This window comes from Aerococcus sp. 1KP-2016 (assembly GCF_002252085.1).
In the GTDB taxonomy this organism is placed as follows: domain Bacteria; phylum Bacillota; class Bacilli; order Lactobacillales; family Aerococcaceae; genus Aerococcus.
In genome coordinates this window covers 49213-70762 of sequence record NZ_NEEY01000001.1, presented here as the reverse complement: position 1 = coordinate 70762, position 21550 = coordinate 49213, and the positions used below count along the sequence as shown (strand labels likewise).

Below are 21550 nucleotides of genomic sequence, written 5' to 3'. Positions count from 1 at the left end.
TTTCAACTCCTTTCGTGCTAAAATATAGGTACACAAAAAGCACACATAGTGCATTTTGTTAAACTTCAGATTGCCTCACTCTTCGACCGGCCAAAGTAGAGAGTGGGGTGTTTTTTATTCTTACTCTGATAAATCAATATAGACTGTGTCGCCGCCACCTAGATAAGACATTTCCATTAGCGCGCCAGTTGTATCTTCTGGTACTAGTAACACGATATTACCTTGAGCAGTAGCTCCAGGGAAGATTGATTGGTCACTTAATTGATTGTTGCTGAATGCCATATGTTCTGAATTATCCACACTTGAACCGTCAGCGTCGTAGATTTGTTCAGTTAAGAAAAGATTAAAAGGTACGTCTTCTGAACCTTCAAGTAATTCTACACTTGTATCAAACACCAACCATTGGAACCCTTCTGGTGCTTGGTCATTAAACTCATTTTCAGACGTTAGGAAGTCTTGAGCTTCTTGTCCAGTTATTACATTGTTGAAAGTGATTTTAATACGGCCATCAATTGGTGTGTAATCATCAGAATCGGGATCAGAATATTGTACATCCATTTCAAATGTATCAGCGAGCGTGTAAGGGTTAGAACGTTTTCCTTGATTGCTATCAGTTGCCCCTTCTTCTTTTGATGAGTCATTTTTAGTTGAGTCTATTTGCTCGGTAGATGGTTGCGCTTCGCTTGATTCAGTATTTGCAGCGGTTTCACTTGAACCGTTTCCACAAGCTACCAAAACAAATGCTGACATACCCAATAAAAGTAATTTCTTCATATTAAAATCCTCCAATATATGATATATTTTATTTAACCAATAAACGTCCTACCAATCTAACTGACTGGTAGGGCTTTAAACTATAATTTAAAACTTACTTCGACAACCTTGCCAATAATACGAGCTGGGTTGTTTTTATTTATGATGATAGGTTCGTAATCATTATTTTCAGGTTGTAATAATATTTCGCTACCAATCTTCTTAACTCTTTTTAAGGTAGCTTCCGTGTCACCGTTGACTAAAACAGCAGCGATTTCACCATTTTCAACATCATCTTGTACTCGACATAATGCTAAAGCACCATCTTGTATAAGAGGGCTCATTGAATCTCCCTTACATTTAAGATAAAATAAATCTCCTTTTGGTAAATCTTCAGATATACGTTGTTTATATTCATCCACATTCTGTTCAGCGGTGATTGGGTCACCAAGTGCTATTGTTCCAAGCAAAGGAATTCTAGTGACTGTTATAGGTAATTCGGCGACATTTGTCCACCCCATTAAATATATAGGCGATACATTAACAGCATCAGCCAAGTTACCTATTATCTCATTGTCTAATTTGCTAACTTGTCCGCTTTCATATCTCTGTACAGTACTTTTTGACTTACCTACTTTTCTAGCCACTTCATCTAATGTTAGTCCACTTATTTCTCTGGCGTGCTGTAATCTCTCTCCAAAACTCATTTTTTTCTCACCTCCTGTATATCTTCTATTATATAGTAGGGTTTCTTTTTGTGCAACAAAACTTTGACAAAAAAATATAAAAGTTGCATTTTATGCTTGCAAAGTTGCATAAAACGGGATATACTTAAATCAAGTTAAAGAAAGGAGGTAATGACATGTTAGTGAATGGAGATAAATTGAAAGGCCTTATTAGATCTAAAGGGCACACTTATAAATCACTTGAAAAAGAAGCTAAAGATAAGGGGATAACGCTAAATCAATCCACCATTAGTAATGTAGCTAATGGTACTCATGGTCCATCTTATCCAACTATTCAAGCTTTATACACGGTGTTAGAGATGACTCCGCAAGAAGGTGCCGAAATTTTTTTCGAAAAAAAGTTGCATAAAACGGGATTTCCTAAAGAGAAAAGTTTAGAGGAGGTATAAAAAATGAACGAACTAGAATTAGGTTTCAAAGTCATTAATAACAAAGAACAATACGATAATTATTATTGTGTATCAACAGCAGGAACGGTCGTGAGTCCTTCATATTTAGATAGAGCTGGCAAACTAAGAAAAATGAAGGTGTTAAAGCCTCAAGTGCGAGGAAAAGGATATTTATACGTTGGATTATTGAAGGGTGGAGTCCAGACAGGGGTAGCTGTTCACCGACTAGTTGCTGAAACATTTATTCCAAACCCTCACAACAAGCCTGAAGTTAATCATATCGATGGGGATAAAACAAATAACTGTGTCAATAACTTAGAGTGGGTTACTACTAGCGAAAATGCTATACACGCTTTCGAAACAGGTCTAAGGGAACCAAAAGATCAAGTGGGAGAAAAGAATACAATGGCTAAACTCACAAAAGAAAACGTTCTTACAATTAGAAAAAGTACCAAAAAAGTAGAAACACTTGCAAATAAGTTTGGTGTATCTAAGTCGGCTATTTATAAAATCAAACAAGGAAAACGGTGGGCGAATTGTTAAAAGATGAAAATATCCTACCTTTAATTGAAGTTGGTGATCAAATTGCAAATAGAAATTAAAGAAAAAGTAGACACAGGTATCTGGTACAGACAAATATCACTTACAGAATTATTCGTCGGTTTATCACTTGCGACGATCAAAAAATACACAACAGAAATGGAAAACCTTCCACAATTTCAAAAAGGTGTTTTAAAGCCTGGACATAGTATTACATTAGTAAACTATGACACTTTCCTAAAATTCTTAGTGTGGAAAGAAGAAAACAAATACAGGAGATGACAACATGACACAAGACACGAAAATCGCAGGCTGGTCAATCATCACAGCAATCGCAGCACTGATGATACTGATGACAACCGAATTCGATAAAGATATCTTTTGGGCTTTAGGTTGGTTGTTAATCGCAATCTTAGGATTCTGGAAAATGTTTAGAGCCGACGATTATGAGATTGACGAGTAAGCAGTACGCAGAGCAAGCGAAGGTGAAATTAGAAAAGTATATTCAGACTGGGAATTTAGAACGTTTAAAAGATGCAAGTTTGTTAGTTAAGCATGCGGAAGTTGAAGAAGTGATGGTAAGAAGATTCTTTGAAATAAAGGCGAGGAATTACAGTTGAAGGTGGTGAAACAATGGAAGGAACATACGATTTTGACGAGATTTGGAAACCAATTGAAGGATATGAAAATCTATACCAAATAAGTAGTTATGGTCGAGTGAAATCTAATGACAGAACAGAAACATGCAAGAACGGACTTGTTAGATTCAGAGAAGGTAAAATACTAAAACCGCACCAAAATTATAATGGATATTTATGGGTTAGTTTATGTAAAAACGATAAAAGAAAAAAGAACAAGATTCATAGATTAGTAGCTAAAGCTTTTATACCAAATATTAATAATAAGCCACAGGTAAATCATATTGATGGGAATAAGCACAATAACGACTTAAAAAATTTAGAATGGGTAACTTCTAAAGAAAACATGGAACACGCTATAAAAAAAGGTCTTTGGGAAGTTCCAAAAGGAACGAAAAACCCAACTAATAAACTTTCTAATGAGAATGTGTTAGACATTAGAGATTTGTTAAATGAAGGTGTAACAGTTAAGGAATTGGCTGAAAAATATAGTGTACACACTTCAACCATTTACCGTATCAAACACGACAAAGCTTGGTCATGGCTGAGAGGAGGGAGTTTGTAATATGGACTTTTATTACGACAAAAATGAACAGCAGTTTTATCCAGATGAAGAACGTGATCTCGATTACAAAGTCTATGTAACTACAACACACACCGTACCAGCACGTAGCGCCGAAGACGCCATCGAAACGGTCAAATATGACCCCGAATTCTATAAAGATTACGGCAGTGAAAGTTATGAAGCAGAGATTCTTTAGAGAGTACGCAGTTTACGCAGGCGATAATTTCATCGACTTAGGAACCAAAAGAGAACTTTTAGAAAGATTAGAAATTGATCAAAGGCAATTTACTTGGATGACTAGAGCTAGCAGATATGTAGCGGATGGCAAACGCCCGTGGGGTACGAGAGTAGCCTTTGAAATAGAAGATTCGGGTATCGAGTGTGATTTATCGATACGACTCGCAGAACTGCTCAGAGCGCACGATATGACGAAATACCACCTACATCAATTGAGCGGTGTATCAAGCTCAGGGCTTACTAAAATTTTAAACGGCGAAGGAAGTTTTGTCGCTGAAGAAACAGTCTTAAAGATTGCGAAAGGGTTTGACATTACTATAGAAGAATTATTGGAAGGTGGTGGAAACATTGAACATAAAGGAACAGGAACGCATCCTACAGGCTTTTAAAATCTTAACTGGCACTAAATATCAAGGTTCCGATGAAGTAGTTGTAGATAGCTTTGGATATGAAGATTTCAAAAGTCATTTTGCAATCTACAACGGCAAACGATACAACATTGTGATTCAAGACATAGAAAAAGACCCTGCGTCAACAGAGTCTGAAAAAGTAAAACTTTAGTTAAGGAGATTATAACATATAATGCTTCCAGAAAAACGAGTAGAAACACAAATAAAGCGGTATCTAGACAATTTAGGTGCTTATTGGATTAAGACTTTGGGTGGTTCAGTACCTGCAGGGACACCTGACATATTAGCTTGTGTTAATGGGTACTTTGTAGCTATAGAGGTCAAGAAACCAAGTGGTGGAGTTGTTTCGGAACTACAGAAATTTCAAATCAAAAAAATACAGAATGCTGGAGGTGTTGCCTTTGTTGCCAAGTCAATTGACGAAGTCAAATCAGAATTATCAAGATTCAATGTTATATGACTTTCAAAAGAAAATTGTTGATAATTCGAAACCTAATTTCTTGATAGCGAGTGATGTGGGTACAGGTAAGACAATGATGGCTATTCATCACTATTTAAAATTTAACAAAGGTGAACCACTATTGATAGTTGCACCACCTGCAAAGATTAAAGAAGGTGGTTGGGATACAGAGATAGACTTAGTTTCAAAAACTTATGGCATTGAAATTGATTACAAAATGTTGAGTTATGGTGTTCTTTCAAAGAATTGGAAGTTATACAAAAGCTACTATGTTGTGTTTGATGAATGCCACTATGTCAAGAATCCTACCAGCCAGCGCGGGAAAGCAGCGTATCAATTGACGAAGTTGTCGAGTAACTTCCTTCTATTAAGTGGTACACCTGCGAGCAATGATATTGGAGACATGATCAATTACTTTATAATGTTTGGATTTGTTCAAAACAAAACCCAATTCAATAAACAGTACGGAATTTGGGAACAGAAGTTTTTTGGCCAAAGAATGATTAACCAAGTTATTGATTATAAAGATCAAGGAAAGTTACTTAGCTGGTACAAGTCAATTGCTGTAAGTATCAAGAAAGATGATGTGCTAGACCTGCCACCAATTATCTTTAGAACAATCAAATTCAAAGCATCAAAAGAATACAAGATTATCGCTAAAGATCGTGTGTTAAATGACAAAGCGTATGACAATCCATCGAGTCTAACACACGGACTTAGAGAACACGCAAATACAGATGAGAAGTTAGCTTATCTGCAAATGCTTTTTGAAGGCACGGATAACAATATCGTAATCTTCTACAATTACAATTCAGAACTTGATGCAATCAAAGAAATCGCAAAAGATAAAACAGTTTTCGAAGTGAATGGGAAACGTCAACAAATCCCACACAAGATTGATTGGGGCGAACTTAAGAACAGTGTGACTTTGGTGCAATACATGGCAGGTAGCGCTGGGATAGAACTGCAGTATGCGAATATCGTAGTTTATTACACGCCTACATTCAGCTTTCAAGATTATGCTCAGTCTTTAGGGCGTACTCATAGAAATGGACAAAATAAAAAAGTAACTGTTTTTAAATTCAGTACCAGTGAAACAATTGAAGAAAATGTTTGGGGTGCTTTGGCCAACAAACAAGACTTTGACAAAAAACTTTATCTTGAAACAAAGTTGGGAGTGAAATGATGACAGAAGAATTTAAAGGTTTCGGACTTCAAAAGCAAGACACAAATGTCACTGAGAACCGAAACATTTATGTTGGTGGTTCAGACGTGCCAGTAATTTTAGGGCTTAGTAAATATAAGAACCAGTACGAGTTAGCACTTGAAAAAACTGGACTAAAAAAACGTGAGTATGTAAGTAATCCTTATATTGTCTTTGGTAACCAACTAGAACCACAGATAAGAGAGTACATTAATGCCAAAAATAATATGAACTTCGTAGTTGATACATATATTGACGAAGAAAAAGCAATTCGCAGCAATGTTGATGGCATTGATAAAGAATTTAATATTTTACTAGAAATAAAAACGCACGGTAAAAACTACGACCAACGAGTTTACGAAGTGCAAATGCAACTTTACATGGCTCAAATCGGTTGCGATGCAGGTTGGTTGGCACTATATGAAAGACCTTCTGATTTTGATACTGAATTTGATGCAAGCCGTTTAGTCATCAAAGAAATTGAGCGTGATGATGAGTTGATTAATAAAATTCAGTCTGCAATCGAAACATTTTGGATTAGATGTGAATTCTTGAAAGACAATCCAGAGATGACCGAAACAGAATATTTCTCATTTGGAAGTGAGCTAGAAGCACAATTAATGGAATTGAAATCGATAGCGCCTCAATTATTAGAAAGGAAAGCGCAGGTTAAGGCGTTTGAGGAACGTGAGAAAGAAATTAAAGAAAAGCTGTATGAAGTTATGACACAAGATGATATCAAAAAAATCGAAGCACCTTTTATCATGATCACTCGAGTGTTGCCAAGTAAGCAAAGCCGTTTTGATAGCAAGAAATTTAAAGAAGAGCATCCTGATTTGTATGCAGCGTATGTTGTTGAGTCCGAGAAAAAAGGATACGTAAAGATTTCAGAACCCAAGGAGGTTAAATAATGAAAGTAAATCTAAAGACCGTTAATAAATATTTCGCTAGCCAAGAAGTTGAAGCTAACAACTTGGTTGAAACTGTAAAAAACGAAACAAAAGGCGAAGTAATTAAGAGCCAAATTGAAACCAAGAATCATAAAGACTATGGCAAATATTACGAAGTAACAATTGAAGAAGAATTTACAAATAGTAAATCTGTATTGGAAAACGGCTTTTAAGAAAGGAATTATTTAAATGAGTATTTTACCACCAAACAAACCACAAAAAACAGTTGATACACCTAAGAATTTCTTCATTTACGGTGCAACCATGAACGGAAAATCATATCTAGCAAGTGAGTTTCCTAATCCATTGTTTCTAGATACAGACGGTAATGCTTCTGCAAATCCATATCCAAGCGTTCAACTTCGTAACATTCGAGGCAAGTCTGGAAAGATTGAGCGTTCTGTAGTTGACCAATTTGATGAAATTATTACCGAGTTGCAAACAACAAAACACACTTATGAAACAGTAGTACTAGATGTAATTGATGACATTGTTGTCATGATTGAGCAATATATCTGTGACCGTGAGGGTGTTGAAACAATCGGTGATATTGGATATGGAAAAGGTTATGCAGCCTTTAGCAATATCTTCCAACAACTGGTGATTGAGTTAAAAGCACTACCTATCAATGTTGTATATGTTAGCCGTATTTCTACACGAGAAGAGAATAACGTAACTTATGAAATTCCTTCACTGAAAACAAAGCACGTCAATATTGTTAATGGAAATTGCGACTACATGATTCAAGCTAAAAAAGTCGGTAAAAACTATATTCGAATTGCAAAAGAAAAACGTAAAAACTACCAACGCGATCAGATTGCTGACCAACGCATCTTAACTATTCTAGACACAGTTACAAATGCTTTTGAAAAAACACGCAAAGTTGATAAAGCGAAACAAGATGAAATTGTTAAGAAATTAGACCAAGAAATCGAAGAAAAAGTTGTTGAGGTAGCACCTGAGGCGACAAAAGAACCTGAACCAACACCAGAACCAATCAACGCGCCTGCACCGACAAATAACACACAAGGTGTTGTCCGTAACCGTCCACGTCCACAAGTTTAATTTAAAAGGAGATAAAAAATATGTCATTAAAAGATTTAGCAAACCAAACTTTAGAAAACTTCAACCCTCAAACAGACAACGCATCGCAACAAGAAGCACAAGGTCTTCCTGAAGGTGAATTCGATGTAGTACTTAATTCGATTAAATTCCACGTATACGATAGCGGTTATGAATGTATCGCACTAGATTGCGAAGTGATTGCAGGCGACAACGTAGGGCAACACGAATTTATCAATATTAACTTAGATCCTGATTTTGTAGCAAAAGATGAAAAAGGTAATCCATACAAACTTTATGAAAAATACCCTAACTTATTAACAACCAATATCAAATATATCTCTCAATTAGCGTTTGCGACTGGTGTAACACTTGAGGAAGACGACTGGGAAGATATGATTTCATTGGGTCAAGCATTTAACGACCAAGAAGCAAAAGGTAGTCAATTTATTTTAGAGGTATCAAAATCTCAAAATAAAGCGAAAACAAAAACTTACACTAACTACGTGTTCGCAAAATATGCTGACGATCCTTTTGGCGCTGGTAATCAAATTGAGGTATCGGACGAAGACATTCCGTTCTAAATAATTCTAGAAAGCAGGGTAATTAATGGCACAGACATACAACTTACTGGTACATAACAGACCATTTAAAAGAAAGCCAGAACCTGCGCAAGTACCTCAAATTAACAATACTATTTCAGATTTCGCAACTTCTGTGACACCACAGGAGTTGGCTGAAATGGTGGGTGCGAATGGGCAAACAATGGTTCTAGCAATGATGAATGGCGAACGTAAAAAAGAAAACATGGCTAGCCAGCAAATTGTTGCTTTAGATTTTGATAACAGTGAAACAAGATTTGATGATAATGGAAACCTAATTAAAGATGAAAAGGGTAAAGCCAAAAAATTTAAAACTGAAGGTAGCAACTATTCTAGCGTTGCTGAAATTTTTCAAAATAAATTTGTTCAAAAAAACGCAAGTTTCTTATATAGCACTTTTAGTCACACGGATGATTGGCATAGGTTCAGATTAGTATTTTTCTTAGACAAGCCGATGACAAACAACAAACAAGTTGAAATGATGTACAGATGGCTGATGGATAAGTTTCCAAATGCCGATAAAGCCAATAAAGATAGCTCAAGATTATTCTTTGGTGGCACTGAGTACATTGAAATAAATTTCGATAATGTGTTGGACACGAGTCAAGTGACGTTCAAAAAAGAAGAAGTGAAGAAAGAAACACCTGCCATAGCTAAGAAAGTTGCACCAATCAAGCACGAAGAAGCAGTAGAAGCTTTTGATCGTTATTTAGATGAAGATAAAGAAAATTTACAAGATTATGAACACGCCTTGTCTGCGATTTGGGTTATTGCGAGAGCAGCGTTGTTGGGTGAAATATCGTACCCAGATGCTTACTTGTTTAGTGAAAAGTTAGCACTAGGAAACGAAGAGTGGGCTAAGAATAATCAAGTTAAATTAAAAGAAGCGCTTAAAACACCTTTACACGAATTTCACACAAACTATACTTTTTCCCAAAAATTCATGGGTAAGAACAATGTAGCGACTTTGGATAAGTCAGACATCATCGCTACATCTAAATATTTAGTAGAGCGATTGGATATTAAACTTTTTAACAACAACTTATATTTTAAAGATGGTAATCATTGGTTGAGTGACAATAACAAGTTACTTAGAGCTATTGATCAATATATTGAATTAAAGCATTCGCAAGATAATGAGTTAATGAACCAATTTATGAAACGTGCTGAACTAATTGAAGAAGAGTACTTTCCAATTCAGTTAAAGAATAATTTCCACATTGAAGGTGAGCGAGTACTTGAAGGAAGTGTAGATACTTTCACGCCATATTATTTAGATGTTGAACATGAACCTGCTGCACATGACGCAGATGTAGATAACTTCTTGGACTTCTTAACTTGTGACAGAAAGGATTTAAGAACTGTAGTAGAAGATATGATGGGTCACATCCTAATGTCAAAAGGATTTCCACACAAAGTTTTCTTTTTTATTGGCGAGAAGGGTGCGAATGGCAAGTCTACATTCTTGGAAATGCTGAATAGTTTTGTGGGTGATTTAGGTACAAACATCAGTTTAGAAAACTTTAACGATCCGACATCTGTAGTAGAGCTTGAAGGCAACCTAGTAAATATCGGTGATGATATTGATGCAAACTATTTAGAGAGCAGCTCAAATTTTAAAATATTGGCTTCAGGAAATACTTTAACAGTTAGACCAATTTACGCTACACCATACCGAATGAAGAACAAAGCAACATTAATCTTCACGGCCAACGACATGCCAACTTTCAAAGACAAGTCAGGTGGGATTGCAAGACGTTTGATTATTATCCCTTGTGACAATGTCGTAAAAGAAGCTGATTTTAGTATAGATGAGAAGTTGAGTACAGAAGGCGCTAAGCAGTATTTATTAAACCTAGCACTTGCTGGATTGACTAGAATCAAAAATAACGGTGGGCAAATATCAACTTCTGAAACAATTGACGCGAACGTGAAAAGTTATATTTTAGAATCTGATTCTATTCTAGCTTTTGAAGATGAGGTGGGTATTGACCCAAATGTTCCAGATAATGGCATTTATAGAGATTACAAAGATTTTTGCGGTGGAATTGGCGTGAAGCCATTTAGTAAAACTAGCTAACGCAAAGATTGAAAGAACTTGGATATGAGCATAAAAAAATTCAAAAATTTGGTAAACGATTTTGGTATTACGTAAAAGAAGAAGGGTAGAAAAGTGTCCTACTTTCTGTCCTACTTTTTAGAAAAGTGTCCTACTTTCTGTCCTACTTTAGTTTTTTAAAACCCTTGATACATAAGGGTATGTACTACTTGTACTACTTTTTTCTTTTATTTTAATAAAAAAAGAAAATTAATTATTAAATAAATAAATATATATAAATATAAAAGTATGACACCTAAAAAGTAGGACAACTAGGACACTTGTTGATATATCAAGGCTGCTTTTTATAAAAGTGGTACACAAAGTAGGACACTACTTGGACACAAAGTAGGACACTTTAATTTTAGGAGGAAAAACAATGACTAAAAACAAATTCCTAGACGACTTAATCAACCGCTTAGAAGAAATCAGCCGTAGTGATCGTGGGATTCCGTCCGCTGTGCTTATTAACAGCGATGAAGCAAAAGAGCTATTAGAAAGTGATTATGTCAAGCGTGATGAGTTAACTGCTGATGATATCCCACAATCCATAATCGACAGTATCTACGAAGACGGCGAACGTGCAGGATACGAGCAAGGGAGTTTTGCTAGCGAGAAGGTAAAAGTGCCAGCATATGTTGCAAAGTGGATTGAAGAGAAGGTTACTGCTACAGGTGTCTTTGAGGCTATTAGCGTTTTGTATGGCTATTGGCAAGCTGATGATTTAGACCTGAAAGTCGAAAATTGGGTTAATCACGGCAAGGGAAGTCAAAAGAAATTACTAAGTGCAATCGTAAACGGATATGAAGTTGAGGAAGACGAAAAACTGTATCGGATTTATGAGCCCACAACACAACGATACTTAACTTTTTCTGCCGGACATTATGTTTGGTTTTCAGGCAAACACGACGATGTAAAACAACAATTCACAGAAAAAGAAATCAAAAACTTAGACGAACGACTATGGGCGTTTGCGGTGGAGGACTAACAATGAATTTACAGGAAGAACTAAAAGCGTTGAAACAACGTATCGCTGAATTGGAAGAACTATCTAAAAAGGAGCAGGAGTTTCCACAGAAATACGATGATTGTTGGTATATTGATGATGATGCAGAGGTATTGAGTATGAAATGGTATAACAGCGAGTATGACCAAGGTCGATTGTCAATCGGCAACGTATTCCGTACCGAAGAACAAGCTGAATTTGCAGTTGAAAAACTAAAAGTCGAAGCTGAACTTCGGAAGTACAGTAGACCGTTTGAAAATGGGAAATTTAACTATTATATTTTCTTCTATACTGACAATAATTACATTGAGGTTGTGTATAAAAATGTTTGTCGCTCACAAGGCGGTATCTACTTTGAAAGCGAAGAAAAAGCCCAACAAGCTATTTCAACAGTCGGTGAAGAACGTATCAAGAAATACATTTTCGGAGTGGAGGACTAACTATGAACATCCAAGAAAGAATAGAAAGAATTGAGGCTTTAGAAGCAGAATTTAACGAGAGGCTTAAAGCATTGAAAGCGGAAGTGCAGCAGGAACAGGAGTTTCCACAAGATGGTGACTTGTACTGGTTTATAGATGACGAGGGCGGTATGTTCAGTGCATTTTACAAAAAACATTATCTTGATATAAACCGCCAAAAGATTGGTAACATTTTCCGCACAAAAGACCAAGCAGAATTTGCAGTGGAAAAACTAAAAGTCGAAGCGGAGTTACGGAAGTATAGTAGACCTTTTAAATACGGTAAACCTAACCGCAATATTATTCTGACAGATAACGAAAATGTTAGCACTGCATATTGGTACAAGAAACAAACACAAGGCGGTATCTACTTTGAAAGCGAAGAAAAAGCCCAACAAGCTATTTCAACAGTCGGTGAAGAACGTATCAAGAAATACATTTTCGGAGTGGAGGACTAACTATGAAATATTTTAAAACAATTGAAAACAGCGATTTTCATAAAGCACTTAAAAAGAACGAGCAGCAGAACAAAGACTGGGATACCATGATTGACTTTGTTAGTGAAATTTTAGGAGAACCAGAGTTAAAAGACATATACATGTCACCTAAATTAAGGGTGGATGTCAGCTTATTAAAAGATGAAAACAAAAAGTTGTTTAAACAAAATGGCGAAGTGAAACTGAGCAACAAAGCAGGTAAAGTTTTGAACGCTGCATACGAAGGGAAACTAAAAGAGCTTGGGTTAGATGATTACATGGATATCAGGACAATCTTATTCGCTTATGGTTTCCTAAGAAATAGCAGAAGTCAAAAGCAAAACCAATTCCAAAACGATGACTGGATAGTGTACTTTGAATCAAACGCACCATGGACTGAAAGAGAATATGCTAATCAATTAGAAGAAATTACAGAGGAAGAATTTTACGAGGCTAGACTTTCTTTAGCCAAGGAGGACTAACTATGTGGACATCTAACATTGAAAAAAAACGAAAAGCAAACGTTATTAGATCGTATTGCTGAATTGGAGGTAGACGAATGAAGTATTACAAGAAAGCCCAAATTATTAAACACGCTTTAGAATCGTATACCCAAAACAAAACCTATACTTCTGACACCGAAAGAAAGCAAGACCAACAAGTGTTAGACGAAATTAGAAATGAAGTCGTTGTTATGAAAGAAAAATATGGTATTCAACTTTCACCAGTCGAATTAGATTTCAAACAAAAACAATGGAGATAACCGAATGACCTACCTATTATCCCTAATCATCATCCTAACAGGTCTCACAGGAATGATCGTAATTGGCAGCTTTGTGTGGATTCTAGTAATCAACTTATTCGAATCAATTTTTGAACAGCAACAGGCAAAGGAGCGAGATAAATGTACAAAACGGTAACTGTTATTAAAGGAGAGTCTGGTCATATTCATATTAACGGCGAACAAGCGTTTGAAGATGTGACACGACAATTGAGAAATAATTCTGAAAATATTATCGTGACAGAACATAAGAATAATCACGTAACTGAAATGGTTATCAAGGCTGAAGATATTAAGGAATGTTATATAGCGGAGGTGGTGAGTTAGATGTCCTTGCACGAAACACGAAAATTAAGAAATGCTGTAATCCGTGTCGAAATGGAAGAAATGTTAGCTTTGCGTGATGAGTACGAATATCTAGAAAATGTAGATGTGCGCGCACTTGAAGCTGAATTAGAAACCACGAAAAGAAAATTGTCAGAGATTTACAACTATGTAAAGAGACGTGCAGCGAGTGCTGAAATTAGCTTGAATAAAAGGCCTAACAACCGTGAAGCCCAAGGAAAATTAAGTTTATGCAACGACATTTTAAAGGAGCTGGATGGTGAACCAACTAATATTTCCGAATTATTGGAAACTTACTCAAAGGGTGGAAAAAACGGAAAATGATTAAAATATTAGAATTATTCGGCGGTATAGGAGCGGCTAGAAAAGCACTAGTAAACCTAGGCGTGGAACACAAATCAATTGATTATGTTGAATGGAACGAGAAAGCAGTACGAAGCTATAATGCAATGTTTGACAATAGATACAAGCCGGAATCAGTAGTTGGATATAACTTAAAACCTGACATCTTGGTGCATGGTAGTCCTTGCCAAGACTTTAGTATCGCTGGTAAACAATATGGTGGGAACATTGAAGATGGCACAAGATCAAGTTTACTATTTTCAACGATTAAAATCATTGAAAATCTAGGCATTTGGAAACCAAAAGTGGTTATTTGGGAAAACGTAAAGAATGTTTTATCGAAGAAGATGATACCCGCATTTAATCACTACTTACGTGATATGGAAGCGTTAGGATACACCAACAGTTTTGAAGTTTTAGACGCGAGAGACTTTGGTATTCCACAAGCTAGAGAACGTATATTCACAGTTAGCATTTTAGGTGGAGAATACTTTAATTTCGATAATTTAGAATTTAAAAAGATGCGAGATGTTAGTGAATTTTTAGAGAAAGAAGTTGACGATAGATACACAATCACTCAACCAAGCATGTTGGCTAAAATCAATGCGACAGGAACAAGAAGTTTAAAGCCTGTGAAAGATTATGTTTGGACAATTACAACTAAACAAATGAGGTGTCCAAATAGTGGTGTTATCGACATTGGGAATGGGCAGTATCGCTTGTTAACTGAACGTGAATGCTGGCGATTGATGGGCTTCAGCGATGAAGATTTTGATAACGCAGAAAAAGCACACCCAAGACGTAAAAATTACTTAAACGGTACATTGTACCACCAATCAGGGAATAGCATTGTGGTGGACGTTCTTGAAGCAATATTTAAAGAGTTGTTAAAACTCGGGCAGGAGGAATTAGCATGACAGACAACATTAAACCAGAGCACTACCGAACAGGAGAAATTGACTTATTCGAAGAGTGGTATCTAACCTATCCCTTTGAACAATACAGAGCGATTATGCAGTCGCATGCTGAAAAGTATTTAAGACGGAATAAGGTTGATCGTGTGGAAGATTTAGGGAAAGCAATTTACACCTTAGAAATATTGAAAGAGAAAGAGATTGAACATGCTGGTGGGGATGAAGAAAGCATCACTAAAGACGGCACGATAACTTACAAAAGCGAAGAATATGAAAATACCTTCTTGTTGAAAGGTTTCTTGGAACATGGGTTCAATTACCTAGCTAGAGATTTTGATGGTGATATATACGTATATAAGTTCCCACCGATGAAAAGAAAAACGACGTGGTATGCACACACCATCGGGATCAACCGTGCTGAAAAGATTAATGATCACAGTTTCCCAGAGGTTGGGTGGTCTGATAAAAAACCAACTAAAATTGCTGATTTATTGGCAACTTACGAAAATGGTGGAGAAAACAGAAAGTAGGAGGACTAACAATGAAAATTGAAATTGATAAACCAGTAGTACCACAATGGTTTGATGAATGGTGTAGAAGTATGAAATATGCTGGAGATAAGGAGACCTTTATCCTCAAAGTTATGTTTTCAGTCAATCACTACAGTAGGTATGATGATTACCGTCGAGATAATGGTTTTTTTGATAAAGACCAATTCACTTATATTTCAGAAAACTTTACGAACGTTATTAACGCTATTCAATTTGGATATGAAGTAGACCAAGAACCACTTTACTACGCTAAAATTAAAGGTTGGGAATTAATTCATAATAAATGGGATAGATCGTACTGGAATTTACAAGACGATGACCTACGCGTTGATGAATACGGAGATTTTGAATATATGGAGAGCTTCTATAAATATAAGATGACAAAAGAAGAATGGAACGACTTAGGTATCAACGACACCAATGCTGATTTTGAAGTAGTGTCAGAATAATGACCTATGACGCGATTGTAACAACCAAGGAAGGTAAACAGTGATTTGCTTAGTTTTAAATAAAAAGGACGGGATTAAATTATGAATAAACCAATTATTTACTCAAAAGACAACTGCGTGCAATGTAACTTTACCAAACGTTTGTTCGATGAGTTGAACATCGAATTTGAAGAACGTAACATTGATGTGAACCAAACATATTACGACCAAGCCAAATCTTTAGGATACATGCAAGCACCAATCGTTGTGACAGATTTCAAAACGTGGTCTGGTTTTAAACCTGATGAGATTAAAGCAATTGCCAATAAATAGGAAAAATTGACAACTTGCCAATATTGTGGAAAGTGTGGGACTAGATGAGTAGACTGACACAATTATTATCACTGTTTGAAGAATACCAACAAGCTAGAGAGCGGAACAGACGGAGGAAATGGTATGGAATTAACCAATAATATTTTAACGTGGATATTGGTAGGTGGGTCTGTATTAGTAGTTATCTATATGATTATAGCACTATCATTTGGAGTTTTTCTTTTTAAGGAATATAAGAAGAGCAAAAAGTATCACGATGAACACGCTAAGAAAATGGCTGAAATGAGAAAAGATTTTGATAACCGACAAAGGAAAAATAAAACGAATCGATTCAGATAGGGAGTGATTGAGTGGCAAATGCAACATTTAAATATATTGAACAATTGCTATATGACTATCCAGACTATGAGCGTGAGATCAAATTAAGACGTGAGGAGCTTATGTATCCACGTAGAGAGCTAGACGAAAATATAGGGGGTAGTTCTAGTCATGATGATACAGGGTTTCCAGAACGCTATGTAATATCGCTAGAGCGGGATAAACGATTGAGAGCGTTGGAAGAGCAACAGCTTGTAATCAAGAATTGTTTGTTTGAATTAAGGATTGACGAACAGCGTGTAATTAAGAAACGATATTTCGATAGACCGCAAACGTTAACGTGGGATGGAGTAGCTTTAGAGTCTGGCTATTCCAAAATGCAGTGCTTAAGGATTAGGGAGAAATTGGTTAATAATATCGGTAATAAGTTAGGCATTATGTGAAATGTTACTAAACATGTTACTTTTGCCCCTTAAATATAATATATATTGATATTGTGATATTCGACTTGTAATAGCAGACATGTTTTCTTGTAAGAACAAGATATCACATAGCCACCTCCTTAGTGGAAAGTCTTTATCATACGGAAATATGTTGAAGCAAACGCAGGTTCCTCCTGTGGATATATAACAGGTACTAAGTGGAGCGAGCCACCATGATAGTTGCAAGGCTATCTAGTATCATTCCCAGCACGGGGAAATTGGTAACACCTCGGTTTTCTATATGAAGACGAGTATATAGTTCTAGTGGCGAAATAGGTAGACGATATTAAGTTAGGGCGATTATTGAGATAAACACAACTAACTTAAAAGATAAATGGTTGCGACTACGCTGTAAAGGCGGACAATATCATTATCGTTGCTAGGTGCAAATCCTAGCCTAGAACATTAGCAAGGCACAGTCAGCTCAAATAAATCATACATTTAATCATCAACTGACTTCCCTTGCTTATTGAAAACTGCATAAAATGTACAATAGGAAGTGTCGCATAGCCCTTTGGAGTGAAGGTCTTGTAAGTCGGCTATTCTGTTCATATTATGTAGTTTTGAGTAATAAAAATAACATCAACACCCACCCACTAGAAAGGAGACCCACCCCTATGCGTTTAGATAAGACCGGTACTCATAGAGCAGCATACGAACGGAATCGAAAGCGGATATTAAAGACACAAAACATTTGTGGATTGTGTGGGTATCCAGTGGATGTCACATTGAAACCACCAAACCCAATGGCTCCAGCGATTGACCATATCATTCCTGTTTCTAAAGGTGGTCATCCAAGTGCGATCAATAACTTGCAACTGACGCACTCAACATGCAACAGACAGAAGTCAGATAAATTATTTAAGAACGAAGAAACAATGGCAAAGGCAAGCAAGGTAATAGGGAACAGAAACTTACCACAATCTCGTGATTGGCTTGTATTTGGCGTGTAAGAGCTTTAGGGGGCTTACTACCCTACTACCCCCTTGGTTCAGGACTTCATGCCGTACTGAACATTTTTTCTCGGGGGATACAATATCGAAAGGAGTGATGAATTGGGAAAAGAAAGTTTAGATTATTTACGAAAGAAACTAGCTGACCACAAGATACGTGTAGATGCTAGATACCGATATTATGACATGAAATACAAAGAGCCACATACAAGCTTCACGATGCCACTACAGATTAGAAACAGATTTCAATCAACTGTGGGGTGGACTTCAAAAGCGGTGGATGCTTTGGCAGACCGTTTATCATTCAGAGATTTTGATAACGACAACTTCAATATCAACAAAATCTTCCAAATGAACAACCCTGATACACTATTCGATTCAGCTATCTTATCGGCACTTATCGCATCGTGTTCATTTGTGTATATCATTGATGACGAAGAATATCCAAAACTTCAAGTTATCGAAGCGAGCAACGCAACTGGAATCATTGATCCAATCACTGGCTTGCTTAAAGAAGGTTACGCGGTATTAGAACGTGATATTTACGGCAACGCTAAAGTAGAAGCATACTTTGAAGCGTTTAAAACCACAATCATTACAGATGGCGATGCGGTTGAATATCCGCACACAGCGCCCGCACCATTACTAGTGCCAATCATTCATAGACCTGATGCAGTTAGGCCGTTTGGTCGTTCTCGTATCACTAGGGGTGCTATTTACTGGCAATCATACGCTAAGCGAACACTAGAACGTTCAGACGTAACAGCGGAATTTTACTCATTCCCACAAAAATATGCAGTTGGTACATCAGAAGATGCAGAGCCATTGGACGGGTGGAAAGCATCTATTTCAGCAATGCTTGAAATTACAAAAGATGAGGACGGCGACAAGCCAACCCTTGGACAATTCAACACACCATCAATGCAGCCGTTCATGGAACAGTTGAGAATCGCTGCTAGTGGTTTCGCTGGTGAAACTGGTTTAACTATGGACGACTTAGGTTTCGTCACAGATAATCCATCATCAGCCGAAGCAATCAAAGCGAGCCACGAAACATTACGAATTACCGCTAGAAAAGCGCAACGGAATTTCGGTAGTGGTTTTTTGAATGTTGGTTTCTTGTCAGCTTGTTTGCGTGATGGTGTAACTTATAAACGTAACCAATTTACAGAAACTAAAGCTAAGTGGGAGCCAATCTTCGAGCCGGACTTATCAGCGTTATCAACTGCTGGTGACGGTATTATCAAGATTAACCAAGCGGTGCCAAATTACTTTAGCGTAAATAACCTAAAAGACTTACTGGGTATTGAAGGAGATGAACAAGTTGGCAGTCGATATATCGGTAGAACTACTGGAGAAGATACAAGCGACATTTCGGAAGAAGTTTGGAACAAGCCAGAAAGCACAGAACTTACTTAAAAAGACTAATGACGGTTTAGCTACTTACGTTGATGCCAACGAGTTTTCAATCGTTACCGGTGATTTACTAGCTGAAGCATTTGCGGAACATTTGTCATCAGACGTTTTGCCAAACGGTCGCCTTTATTACAATATCGGCCAAAAGGTGATCGTGCCTATGTTGGAAAACAATTATGAGATTGTGGCGGATAACGCAGTCGCAGTACAAGAAACATTAAATGAACTTGCGGGCATCGGAATTAAGGGGCAACGTGCGGATATTCAAACAGAACGCATCGAAGGCATCATTCAAAGATTAGCAAACGAGCTGAATTACGATGACGTGGCTTGGATATTAAAAGAGCCTGTTGTCAATTTCACACAAGCGGTAGTAGACGACACAATTAAGAAAAACGTTGAATTTCACAGCAACGCTGGTTTAAAAGCTAAAGTGGTGCGTATTGCTGAGGCAAACGCATGCAAGTGGTGTCGGAACCTACAAGGTGAATACGATTATCCGAATGTGCCTCAGGACGTGTGGCGCAGACATCAAAACGATAAATGTGTAATTACTTATTATCCTAAGAAAGGAAAAGCCCAAATCGTTCCTGGTCCTAAGTAAAGGCGGTGATCCAATATCTCCCACCGAAAGGGTTAGCGTGGTGCTCTTAGAAAGGAGTAGTAATGGCTGAGAAAAAGTTTGGTAGGCAAGTACCTACCGTAAGTTTTTATTGTGATTATGATGAAACACTGTTTGAACAAGCAACAGACTTATATCGTAAAAGTAAACATGAAGCGTACGAGTGGCAGATTGAACTATTAAAACCACTCATGGCGATTGACGATGAGGCTACTGGGCCCACCAAAAATTCGGATACGCAATTCCAAGGCGTAATGGTAAAACGGAAGTTGTGTACCTAAAGGAAATTTGGTCACTGTTTCAAGGTTTACGCATTTTGCACACTGCCCACCGAATTTCAACATCACACTCAAGTTTTGAGAAAGTGAAAAGTTATATTGAAGCGATGGGATTAGTCGATGGTGAAGATTTTAACTCCATTAGGGCTAAAGGCCAGGAACGCATTGAACTTTTTGAAACTGGTGGAATTATCCAATTTAGGACGAGAACATCCACCGGTGGTTTGGGTGAGGGTTTCGACTTACTAGTCATAGATGAGGCTCAAGAGTACACCGAAGACCAAGAATCGGCTTTGAAATACACGGTAACGGATAGCATGAACCCACAAACCATCATGTGTGGAACACCACCAACGCCACTATCATCAGGTACGGTGTTTACTGACTACCGCCAAACTACACTAGACGGTGGTAACAAGTATTCGGGATGGGCGGAATGGTCTGTTCCTGAATTGCACGATATTCATGACGTAGACGCATGGTATATGACTAACCCGTCAATGGGCTATCACTTAAACGAGCGTAAAATTGAAGCAGAGCTTGGTGCTGATGAGTTAGATCACAATATCCAACGGTTAGGGTATTGGGTGTCTTATAACGTTAAATCGGCAATCACAGAAGAAGAATGGCAATCTATGTTGGTGGATGAATTACCAGAATTAACTTCCAATTTATTTGTAGGTATCAAGTACGGCAACGATGGTGTCAATGTGGCGATGAGTATAGCAGTTAAAACGGATGACGGCGATGTGTTCGTTGAAGCAATAGACTGCCAATCAACAAGAAATGGTAATGGGTGGATATTGAATTTCATCAATCGTGCGAATGTTGAGGCGGTAGTTGTTGACGGTGCCGGTGGACAAGCTATCCTTGAAGCTGAAATGAAATCGGCCAGAATTAAGCCCAAACCGCTGCTACCAAAAGTTAGAGAAGTAATTGTGGCGAACGCATCATTTGAACGTGCGGTTAACTCACGAGCTATCAAACACAAAGGGCAACCATCATTGGTGCAAATTGTTTCAAACTCTGAAAAACGTCCAATCGGTAGTAATGGCGGTTTTGGTTATAAGAGCCAATTTGAAGATTATGACATCGCACTGATGGACAGTATGATTTTGGCTTATTGGAGTTGTATTGAAAGCAAGACGAAAGTTAAACAGAAAGTTAGGTATTAAACCATTAGCGAATCGGCT

General features: G+C 37.2%; 32 protein-coding genes and 1 pseudogene. 31 read left to right on the top strand and 2 right to left on the bottom strand.

All coding sequences use genetic code 11. The annotated features are described in order from the left end of the window. Window positions 1-120 precede the first annotated feature (120 nt). Together B9P78_RS00400 and B9P78_RS00395 are read right to left on the bottom strand one after the other, a co-directional pair. A complete protein-coding gene (locus B9P78_RS00400) occupies window positions 121-774 on the bottom strand; it encodes a DUF4352 domain-containing protein (protein ID WP_094517626.1) in 654 nt (217 codons plus the stop codon). A gap of 80 nt (window positions 775-854) precedes the next feature. Then, on the bottom strand, window positions 855-1460 hold the full coding sequence (locus B9P78_RS00395) for a LexA family transcriptional regulator (protein ID WP_094517625.1): 606 nt from the start codon (window positions 1458-1460) through the stop codon (window positions 855-857). A 155-nt stretch (window positions 1461-1615) separates the two neighbouring features. On the opposite strand from B9P78_RS00395, the gene B9P78_RS00390 reads away from it, so the two are divergent. The 31 genes and pseudogenes from B9P78_RS00390 to B9P78_RS00240 all read left to right on the top strand — a co-directional run bounded on the left by B9P78_RS00390 (window position 1616) and on the right by B9P78_RS00240 (window position 21532). Then, on the top strand, window positions 1616-1888 hold the full coding sequence (locus B9P78_RS00390; protein WP_199445709.1) for a helix-turn-helix transcriptional regulator: 273 nt from the start codon (window positions 1616-1618) through the stop codon (window positions 1886-1888). 3 nt (window positions 1889-1891) lie between these two features. Continuing rightward, entirely contained in the window at window positions 1892-2431 is a 540-nt protein-coding gene (locus B9P78_RS00385; RefSeq protein ID WP_094517624.1) for an HNH endonuclease signature motif containing protein, read from the top strand. A gap of 283 nt (window positions 2432-2714) precedes the next feature. Further along, window positions 2715-2891, top strand: coding sequence for a hypothetical protein (locus B9P78_RS09775; protein WP_158520562.1), 177 nt, complete (start codon window positions 2715-2717; stop codon window positions 2889-2891). A gap of 170 nt (window positions 2892-3061) precedes the next feature. Continuing rightward, window positions 3062-3631 (top strand): NUMOD4 domain-containing protein, encoded by a 570-nt coding sequence (locus B9P78_RS00375; protein ID WP_094517622.1) that lies wholly within the window; start codon window positions 3062-3064, stop codon window positions 3629-3631. A 1-nt stretch (window position 3632) separates the two neighbouring features. Further along, window positions 3633-3827 (top strand): hypothetical protein, encoded by a 195-nt coding sequence (locus tag B9P78_RS00370; RefSeq protein ID WP_094517621.1) that lies wholly within the window; start codon window positions 3633-3635, stop codon window positions 3825-3827. Next, window positions 3808-4257 (top strand): helix-turn-helix transcriptional regulator, encoded by a 450-nt coding sequence (locus B9P78_RS00365; protein WP_158520561.1) that lies wholly within the window; start codon window positions 3808-3810, stop codon window positions 4255-4257. Before B9P78_RS00370 ends, B9P78_RS00365 begins: the two co-directional genes overlap by 20 nt. Next, entirely contained in the window at window positions 4217-4429 is a 213-nt protein-coding gene (locus tag B9P78_RS00360) for a hypothetical protein (protein ID WP_094517619.1), read from the top strand. The genes B9P78_RS00365 and B9P78_RS00360 overlap by 41 nt, the downstream gene beginning before the upstream one ends. A 21-nt stretch (window positions 4430-4450) precedes the next feature. Next, window positions 4451-4738 (top strand): VRR-NUC domain-containing protein, encoded by a 288-nt coding sequence (locus B9P78_RS00355; RefSeq protein WP_369824285.1) that lies wholly within the window; start codon window positions 4451-4453, stop codon window positions 4736-4738. Beyond that, on the top strand, window positions 4728-5924 hold the full coding sequence (locus B9P78_RS00350) for a DEAD/DEAH box helicase (protein ID WP_094517617.1): 1197 nt from the start codon (window positions 4728-4730) through the stop codon (window positions 5922-5924). The genes B9P78_RS00355 and B9P78_RS00350 overlap by 11 nt, the downstream gene beginning before the upstream one ends. Then, window positions 5924-6853 carry a YqaJ viral recombinase family protein gene (locus tag B9P78_RS00345; protein WP_094517616.1) on the top strand — a complete coding sequence of 310 codons (930 nt, stop codon included), beginning with the start codon at window positions 5924-5926 and terminating at the stop codon, window positions 6851-6853. Before B9P78_RS00350 ends, B9P78_RS00345 begins: the two co-directional genes overlap by 1 nt. Further along, a complete protein-coding gene (locus B9P78_RS00340; RefSeq protein ID WP_094517615.1) occupies window positions 6853-7065 on the top strand; it encodes a hypothetical protein in 213 nt (70 codons plus the stop codon). Before B9P78_RS00345 ends, B9P78_RS00340 begins: the two co-directional genes overlap by 1 nt. Before the next feature lie 16 nt (window positions 7066-7081). Further along, entirely contained in the window at window positions 7082-7957 is an 876-nt protein-coding gene (locus tag B9P78_RS00335; RefSeq protein WP_094517614.1) for an AAA family ATPase, read from the top strand. Window positions 7958-7977: 20 nt separating this feature from the next. After that, window positions 7978-8538, top strand: a complete 561-nt coding sequence (locus B9P78_RS00330) for a hypothetical protein (protein ID WP_094517613.1) — start codon at window positions 7978-7980, stop codon at window positions 8536-8538. 25 nt (window positions 8539-8563) lie between these two features. After that, a complete protein-coding gene (locus B9P78_RS00325; protein WP_094517612.1) occupies window positions 8564-10636 on the top strand; it encodes a phage/plasmid primase, P4 family in 2073 nt (690 codons plus the stop codon). Window positions 10637-11033: 397 nt separating this feature from the next. Continuing rightward, on the top strand, window positions 11034-11642 hold the full coding sequence (locus tag B9P78_RS00320) for a DUF1642 domain-containing protein (protein ID WP_094517611.1): 609 nt from the start codon (window positions 11034-11036) through the stop codon (window positions 11640-11642). A 2-nt stretch (window positions 11643-11644) separates the two neighbouring features. Then, a complete protein-coding gene (locus B9P78_RS00315) occupies window positions 11645-12100 on the top strand; it encodes a hypothetical protein (RefSeq protein ID WP_094517610.1) in 456 nt (151 codons plus the stop codon). Between the two features lie 2 nt (window positions 12101-12102). Then, window positions 12103-12576 carry a hypothetical protein gene (locus B9P78_RS00310; protein WP_094517609.1) on the top strand — a complete coding sequence of 158 codons (474 nt, stop codon included), beginning with the start codon at window positions 12103-12105 and terminating at the stop codon, window positions 12574-12576. Between the two features lie 2 nt (window positions 12577-12578). Next, window positions 12579-13076, top strand: coding sequence for a hypothetical protein (locus tag B9P78_RS00305; RefSeq protein ID WP_094517608.1), 498 nt, complete (start codon window positions 12579-12581; stop codon window positions 13074-13076). Window positions 13077-13153: 77 nt separating this feature from the next. Further along, window positions 13154-13357, top strand: a complete 204-nt coding sequence (locus B9P78_RS00300; protein WP_094517607.1) for a hypothetical protein — start codon at window positions 13154-13156, stop codon at window positions 13355-13357. Window positions 13358-13498: 141 nt separating this feature from the next. Continuing rightward, complete coding sequence (locus tag B9P78_RS00295) at window positions 13499-13702, top strand: hypothetical protein (RefSeq protein ID WP_094517606.1); 204 nt, start codon at window positions 13499-13501, stop codon at window positions 13700-13702. Further along, entirely contained in the window at window positions 13703-14044 is a 342-nt protein-coding gene (locus tag B9P78_RS00290; RefSeq protein ID WP_094517605.1) for a hypothetical protein, read from the top strand. Further along, a complete protein-coding gene (locus B9P78_RS00285; RefSeq protein WP_094517604.1) occupies window positions 14041-14979 on the top strand; it encodes a DNA cytosine methyltransferase in 939 nt (312 codons plus the stop codon). The genes B9P78_RS00290 and B9P78_RS00285 overlap by 4 nt, the downstream gene beginning before the upstream one ends. Continuing rightward, a complete protein-coding gene (locus B9P78_RS09835; protein WP_199445708.1) occupies window positions 14976-15506 on the top strand; it encodes a hypothetical protein in 531 nt (176 codons plus the stop codon). Before B9P78_RS00285 ends, B9P78_RS09835 begins: the two co-directional genes overlap by 4 nt. An 11-nt stretch (window positions 15507-15517) precedes the next feature. After that, complete coding sequence (locus B9P78_RS00275) at window positions 15518-15976, top strand: DUF1642 domain-containing protein (RefSeq protein WP_094517603.1); 459 nt, start codon at window positions 15518-15520, stop codon at window positions 15974-15976. Window positions 15977-16057: 81 nt separating this feature from the next. Next, window positions 16058-16288: a glutaredoxin-like protein NrdH gene (gene nrdH / locus B9P78_RS00270; RefSeq protein WP_094517602.1), complete on the top strand. Its 231-nt coding sequence runs from the start codon at window positions 16058-16060 to the stop codon at window positions 16286-16288. Between the two features lie 123 nt (window positions 16289-16411). Next, window positions 16412-16627, top strand: a complete 216-nt coding sequence (locus B9P78_RS00265; RefSeq protein ID WP_094517601.1) for a hypothetical protein — start codon at window positions 16412-16414, stop codon at window positions 16625-16627. An 11-nt stretch (window positions 16628-16638) separates the two neighbouring features. Then, window positions 16639-17049, top strand: a complete 411-nt coding sequence (locus B9P78_RS00260) for a DUF722 domain-containing protein (protein WP_094517600.1) — start codon at window positions 16639-16641, stop codon at window positions 17047-17049. A 656-nt stretch (window positions 17050-17705) separates the two neighbouring features. Further along, window positions 17706-18041 carry an HNH endonuclease gene (locus tag B9P78_RS00255; protein ID WP_094517599.1) on the top strand — a complete coding sequence of 112 codons (336 nt, stop codon included), beginning with the start codon at window positions 17706-17708 and terminating at the stop codon, window positions 18039-18041. A gap of 102 nt (window positions 18042-18143) precedes the next feature. Continuing rightward, window positions 18144-19460, top strand: a complete 1317-nt coding sequence (locus B9P78_RS00250) for a phage portal protein (RefSeq protein ID WP_094517598.1) — start codon at window positions 18144-18146, stop codon at window positions 19458-19460. Then, window positions 19366-20061 (top strand): hypothetical protein, encoded by a 696-nt coding sequence (locus B9P78_RS09830; RefSeq protein WP_094517597.1) that lies wholly within the window; start codon window positions 19366-19368, stop codon window positions 20059-20061. Before B9P78_RS00250 ends, B9P78_RS09830 begins: the two co-directional genes overlap by 95 nt. A 62-nt stretch (window positions 20062-20123) precedes the next feature. Continuing rightward, window positions 20124-21532: pseudogene (locus tag B9P78_RS00240) on the top strand (terminase). Window positions 21533-21550 lie beyond the last annotated feature (18 nt).

Coding starts and splice junctions, on each gene's coding strand:
- B9P78_RS00400 (WP_094517626.1), bottom strand. CDS start 774: ATGAAGAAATTACTTTTATTGGGTATGTCAGCATTTGTTTTGGTAGCT.
- B9P78_RS00395 (WP_094517625.1), bottom strand. CDS start 1,460: ATGAGTTTTGGAGAGAGATTACAGCACGCCAGAGAAATAAGTGGACTA.
- B9P78_RS00390 (WP_199445709.1), top strand. CDS start 1,616: ATGTTAGTGAATGGAGATAAATTGAAAGGCCTTATTAGATCTAAAGGG.
- B9P78_RS00385 (WP_094517624.1), top strand. CDS start 1,892: ATGAACGAACTAGAATTAGGTTTCAAAGTCATTAATAACAAAGAACAA.
- B9P78_RS09775 (WP_158520562.1), top strand. CDS start 2,715: ATGACACAAGACACGAAAATCGCAGGCTGGTCAATCATCACAGCAATC.
- B9P78_RS00375 (WP_094517622.1), top strand. CDS start 3,062: ATGGAAGGAACATACGATTTTGACGAGATTTGGAAACCAATTGAAGGA.
- B9P78_RS00370 (WP_094517621.1), top strand. CDS start 3,633: ATGGACTTTTATTACGACAAAAATGAACAGCAGTTTTATCCAGATGAA.
- B9P78_RS00365 (WP_158520561.1), top strand. CDS start 3,808: ATGAAGCAGAGATTCTTTAGAGAGTACGCAGTTTACGCAGGCGATAAT.
- B9P78_RS00355 (WP_369824285.1), top strand. CDS start 4,451: ATGCTTCCAGAAAAACGAGTAGAAACACAAATAAAGCGGTATCTAGAC.
- B9P78_RS00350 (WP_094517617.1), top strand. CDS start 4,728: ATGTTATATGACTTTCAAAAGAAAATTGTTGATAATTCGAAACCTAAT.
- B9P78_RS00345 (WP_094517616.1), top strand. CDS start 5,924: ATGACAGAAGAATTTAAAGGTTTCGGACTTCAAAAGCAAGACACAAAT.
- B9P78_RS00340 (WP_094517615.1), top strand. CDS start 6,853: ATGAAAGTAAATCTAAAGACCGTTAATAAATATTTCGCTAGCCAAGAA.
- B9P78_RS00335 (WP_094517614.1), top strand. CDS start 7,082: ATGAGTATTTTACCACCAAACAAACCACAAAAAACAGTTGATACACCT.
- B9P78_RS00330 (WP_094517613.1), top strand. CDS start 7,978: ATGTCATTAAAAGATTTAGCAAACCAAACTTTAGAAAACTTCAACCCT.
- B9P78_RS00325 (WP_094517612.1), top strand. CDS start 8,564: ATGGCACAGACATACAACTTACTGGTACATAACAGACCATTTAAAAGA.
- B9P78_RS00320 (WP_094517611.1), top strand. CDS start 11,034: ATGACTAAAAACAAATTCCTAGACGACTTAATCAACCGCTTAGAAGAA.
- B9P78_RS00315 (WP_094517610.1), top strand. CDS start 11,645: ATGAATTTACAGGAAGAACTAAAAGCGTTGAAACAACGTATCGCTGAA.
- B9P78_RS00310 (WP_094517609.1), top strand. CDS start 12,103: ATGAACATCCAAGAAAGAATAGAAAGAATTGAGGCTTTAGAAGCAGAA.
- B9P78_RS00305 (WP_094517608.1), top strand. CDS start 12,579: ATGAAATATTTTAAAACAATTGAAAACAGCGATTTTCATAAAGCACTT.
- B9P78_RS00300 (WP_094517607.1), top strand. CDS start 13,154: ATGAAGTATTACAAGAAAGCCCAAATTATTAAACACGCTTTAGAATCG.
- B9P78_RS00295 (WP_094517606.1), top strand. CDS start 13,499: ATGTACAAAACGGTAACTGTTATTAAAGGAGAGTCTGGTCATATTCAT.
- B9P78_RS00290 (WP_094517605.1), top strand. CDS start 13,703: ATGTCCTTGCACGAAACACGAAAATTAAGAAATGCTGTAATCCGTGTC.
- B9P78_RS00285 (WP_094517604.1), top strand. CDS start 14,041: ATGATTAAAATATTAGAATTATTCGGCGGTATAGGAGCGGCTAGAAAA.
- B9P78_RS09835 (WP_199445708.1), top strand. CDS start 14,976: ATGACAGACAACATTAAACCAGAGCACTACCGAACAGGAGAAATTGAC.
- B9P78_RS00275 (WP_094517603.1), top strand. CDS start 15,518: ATGAAAATTGAAATTGATAAACCAGTAGTACCACAATGGTTTGATGAA.
- nrdH (WP_094517602.1), top strand. CDS start 16,058: ATGAATAAACCAATTATTTACTCAAAAGACAACTGCGTGCAATGTAAC.
- B9P78_RS00265 (WP_094517601.1), top strand. CDS start 16,412: ATGGAATTAACCAATAATATTTTAACGTGGATATTGGTAGGTGGGTCT.
- B9P78_RS00255 (WP_094517599.1), top strand. CDS start 17,706: ATGCGTTTAGATAAGACCGGTACTCATAGAGCAGCATACGAACGGAAT.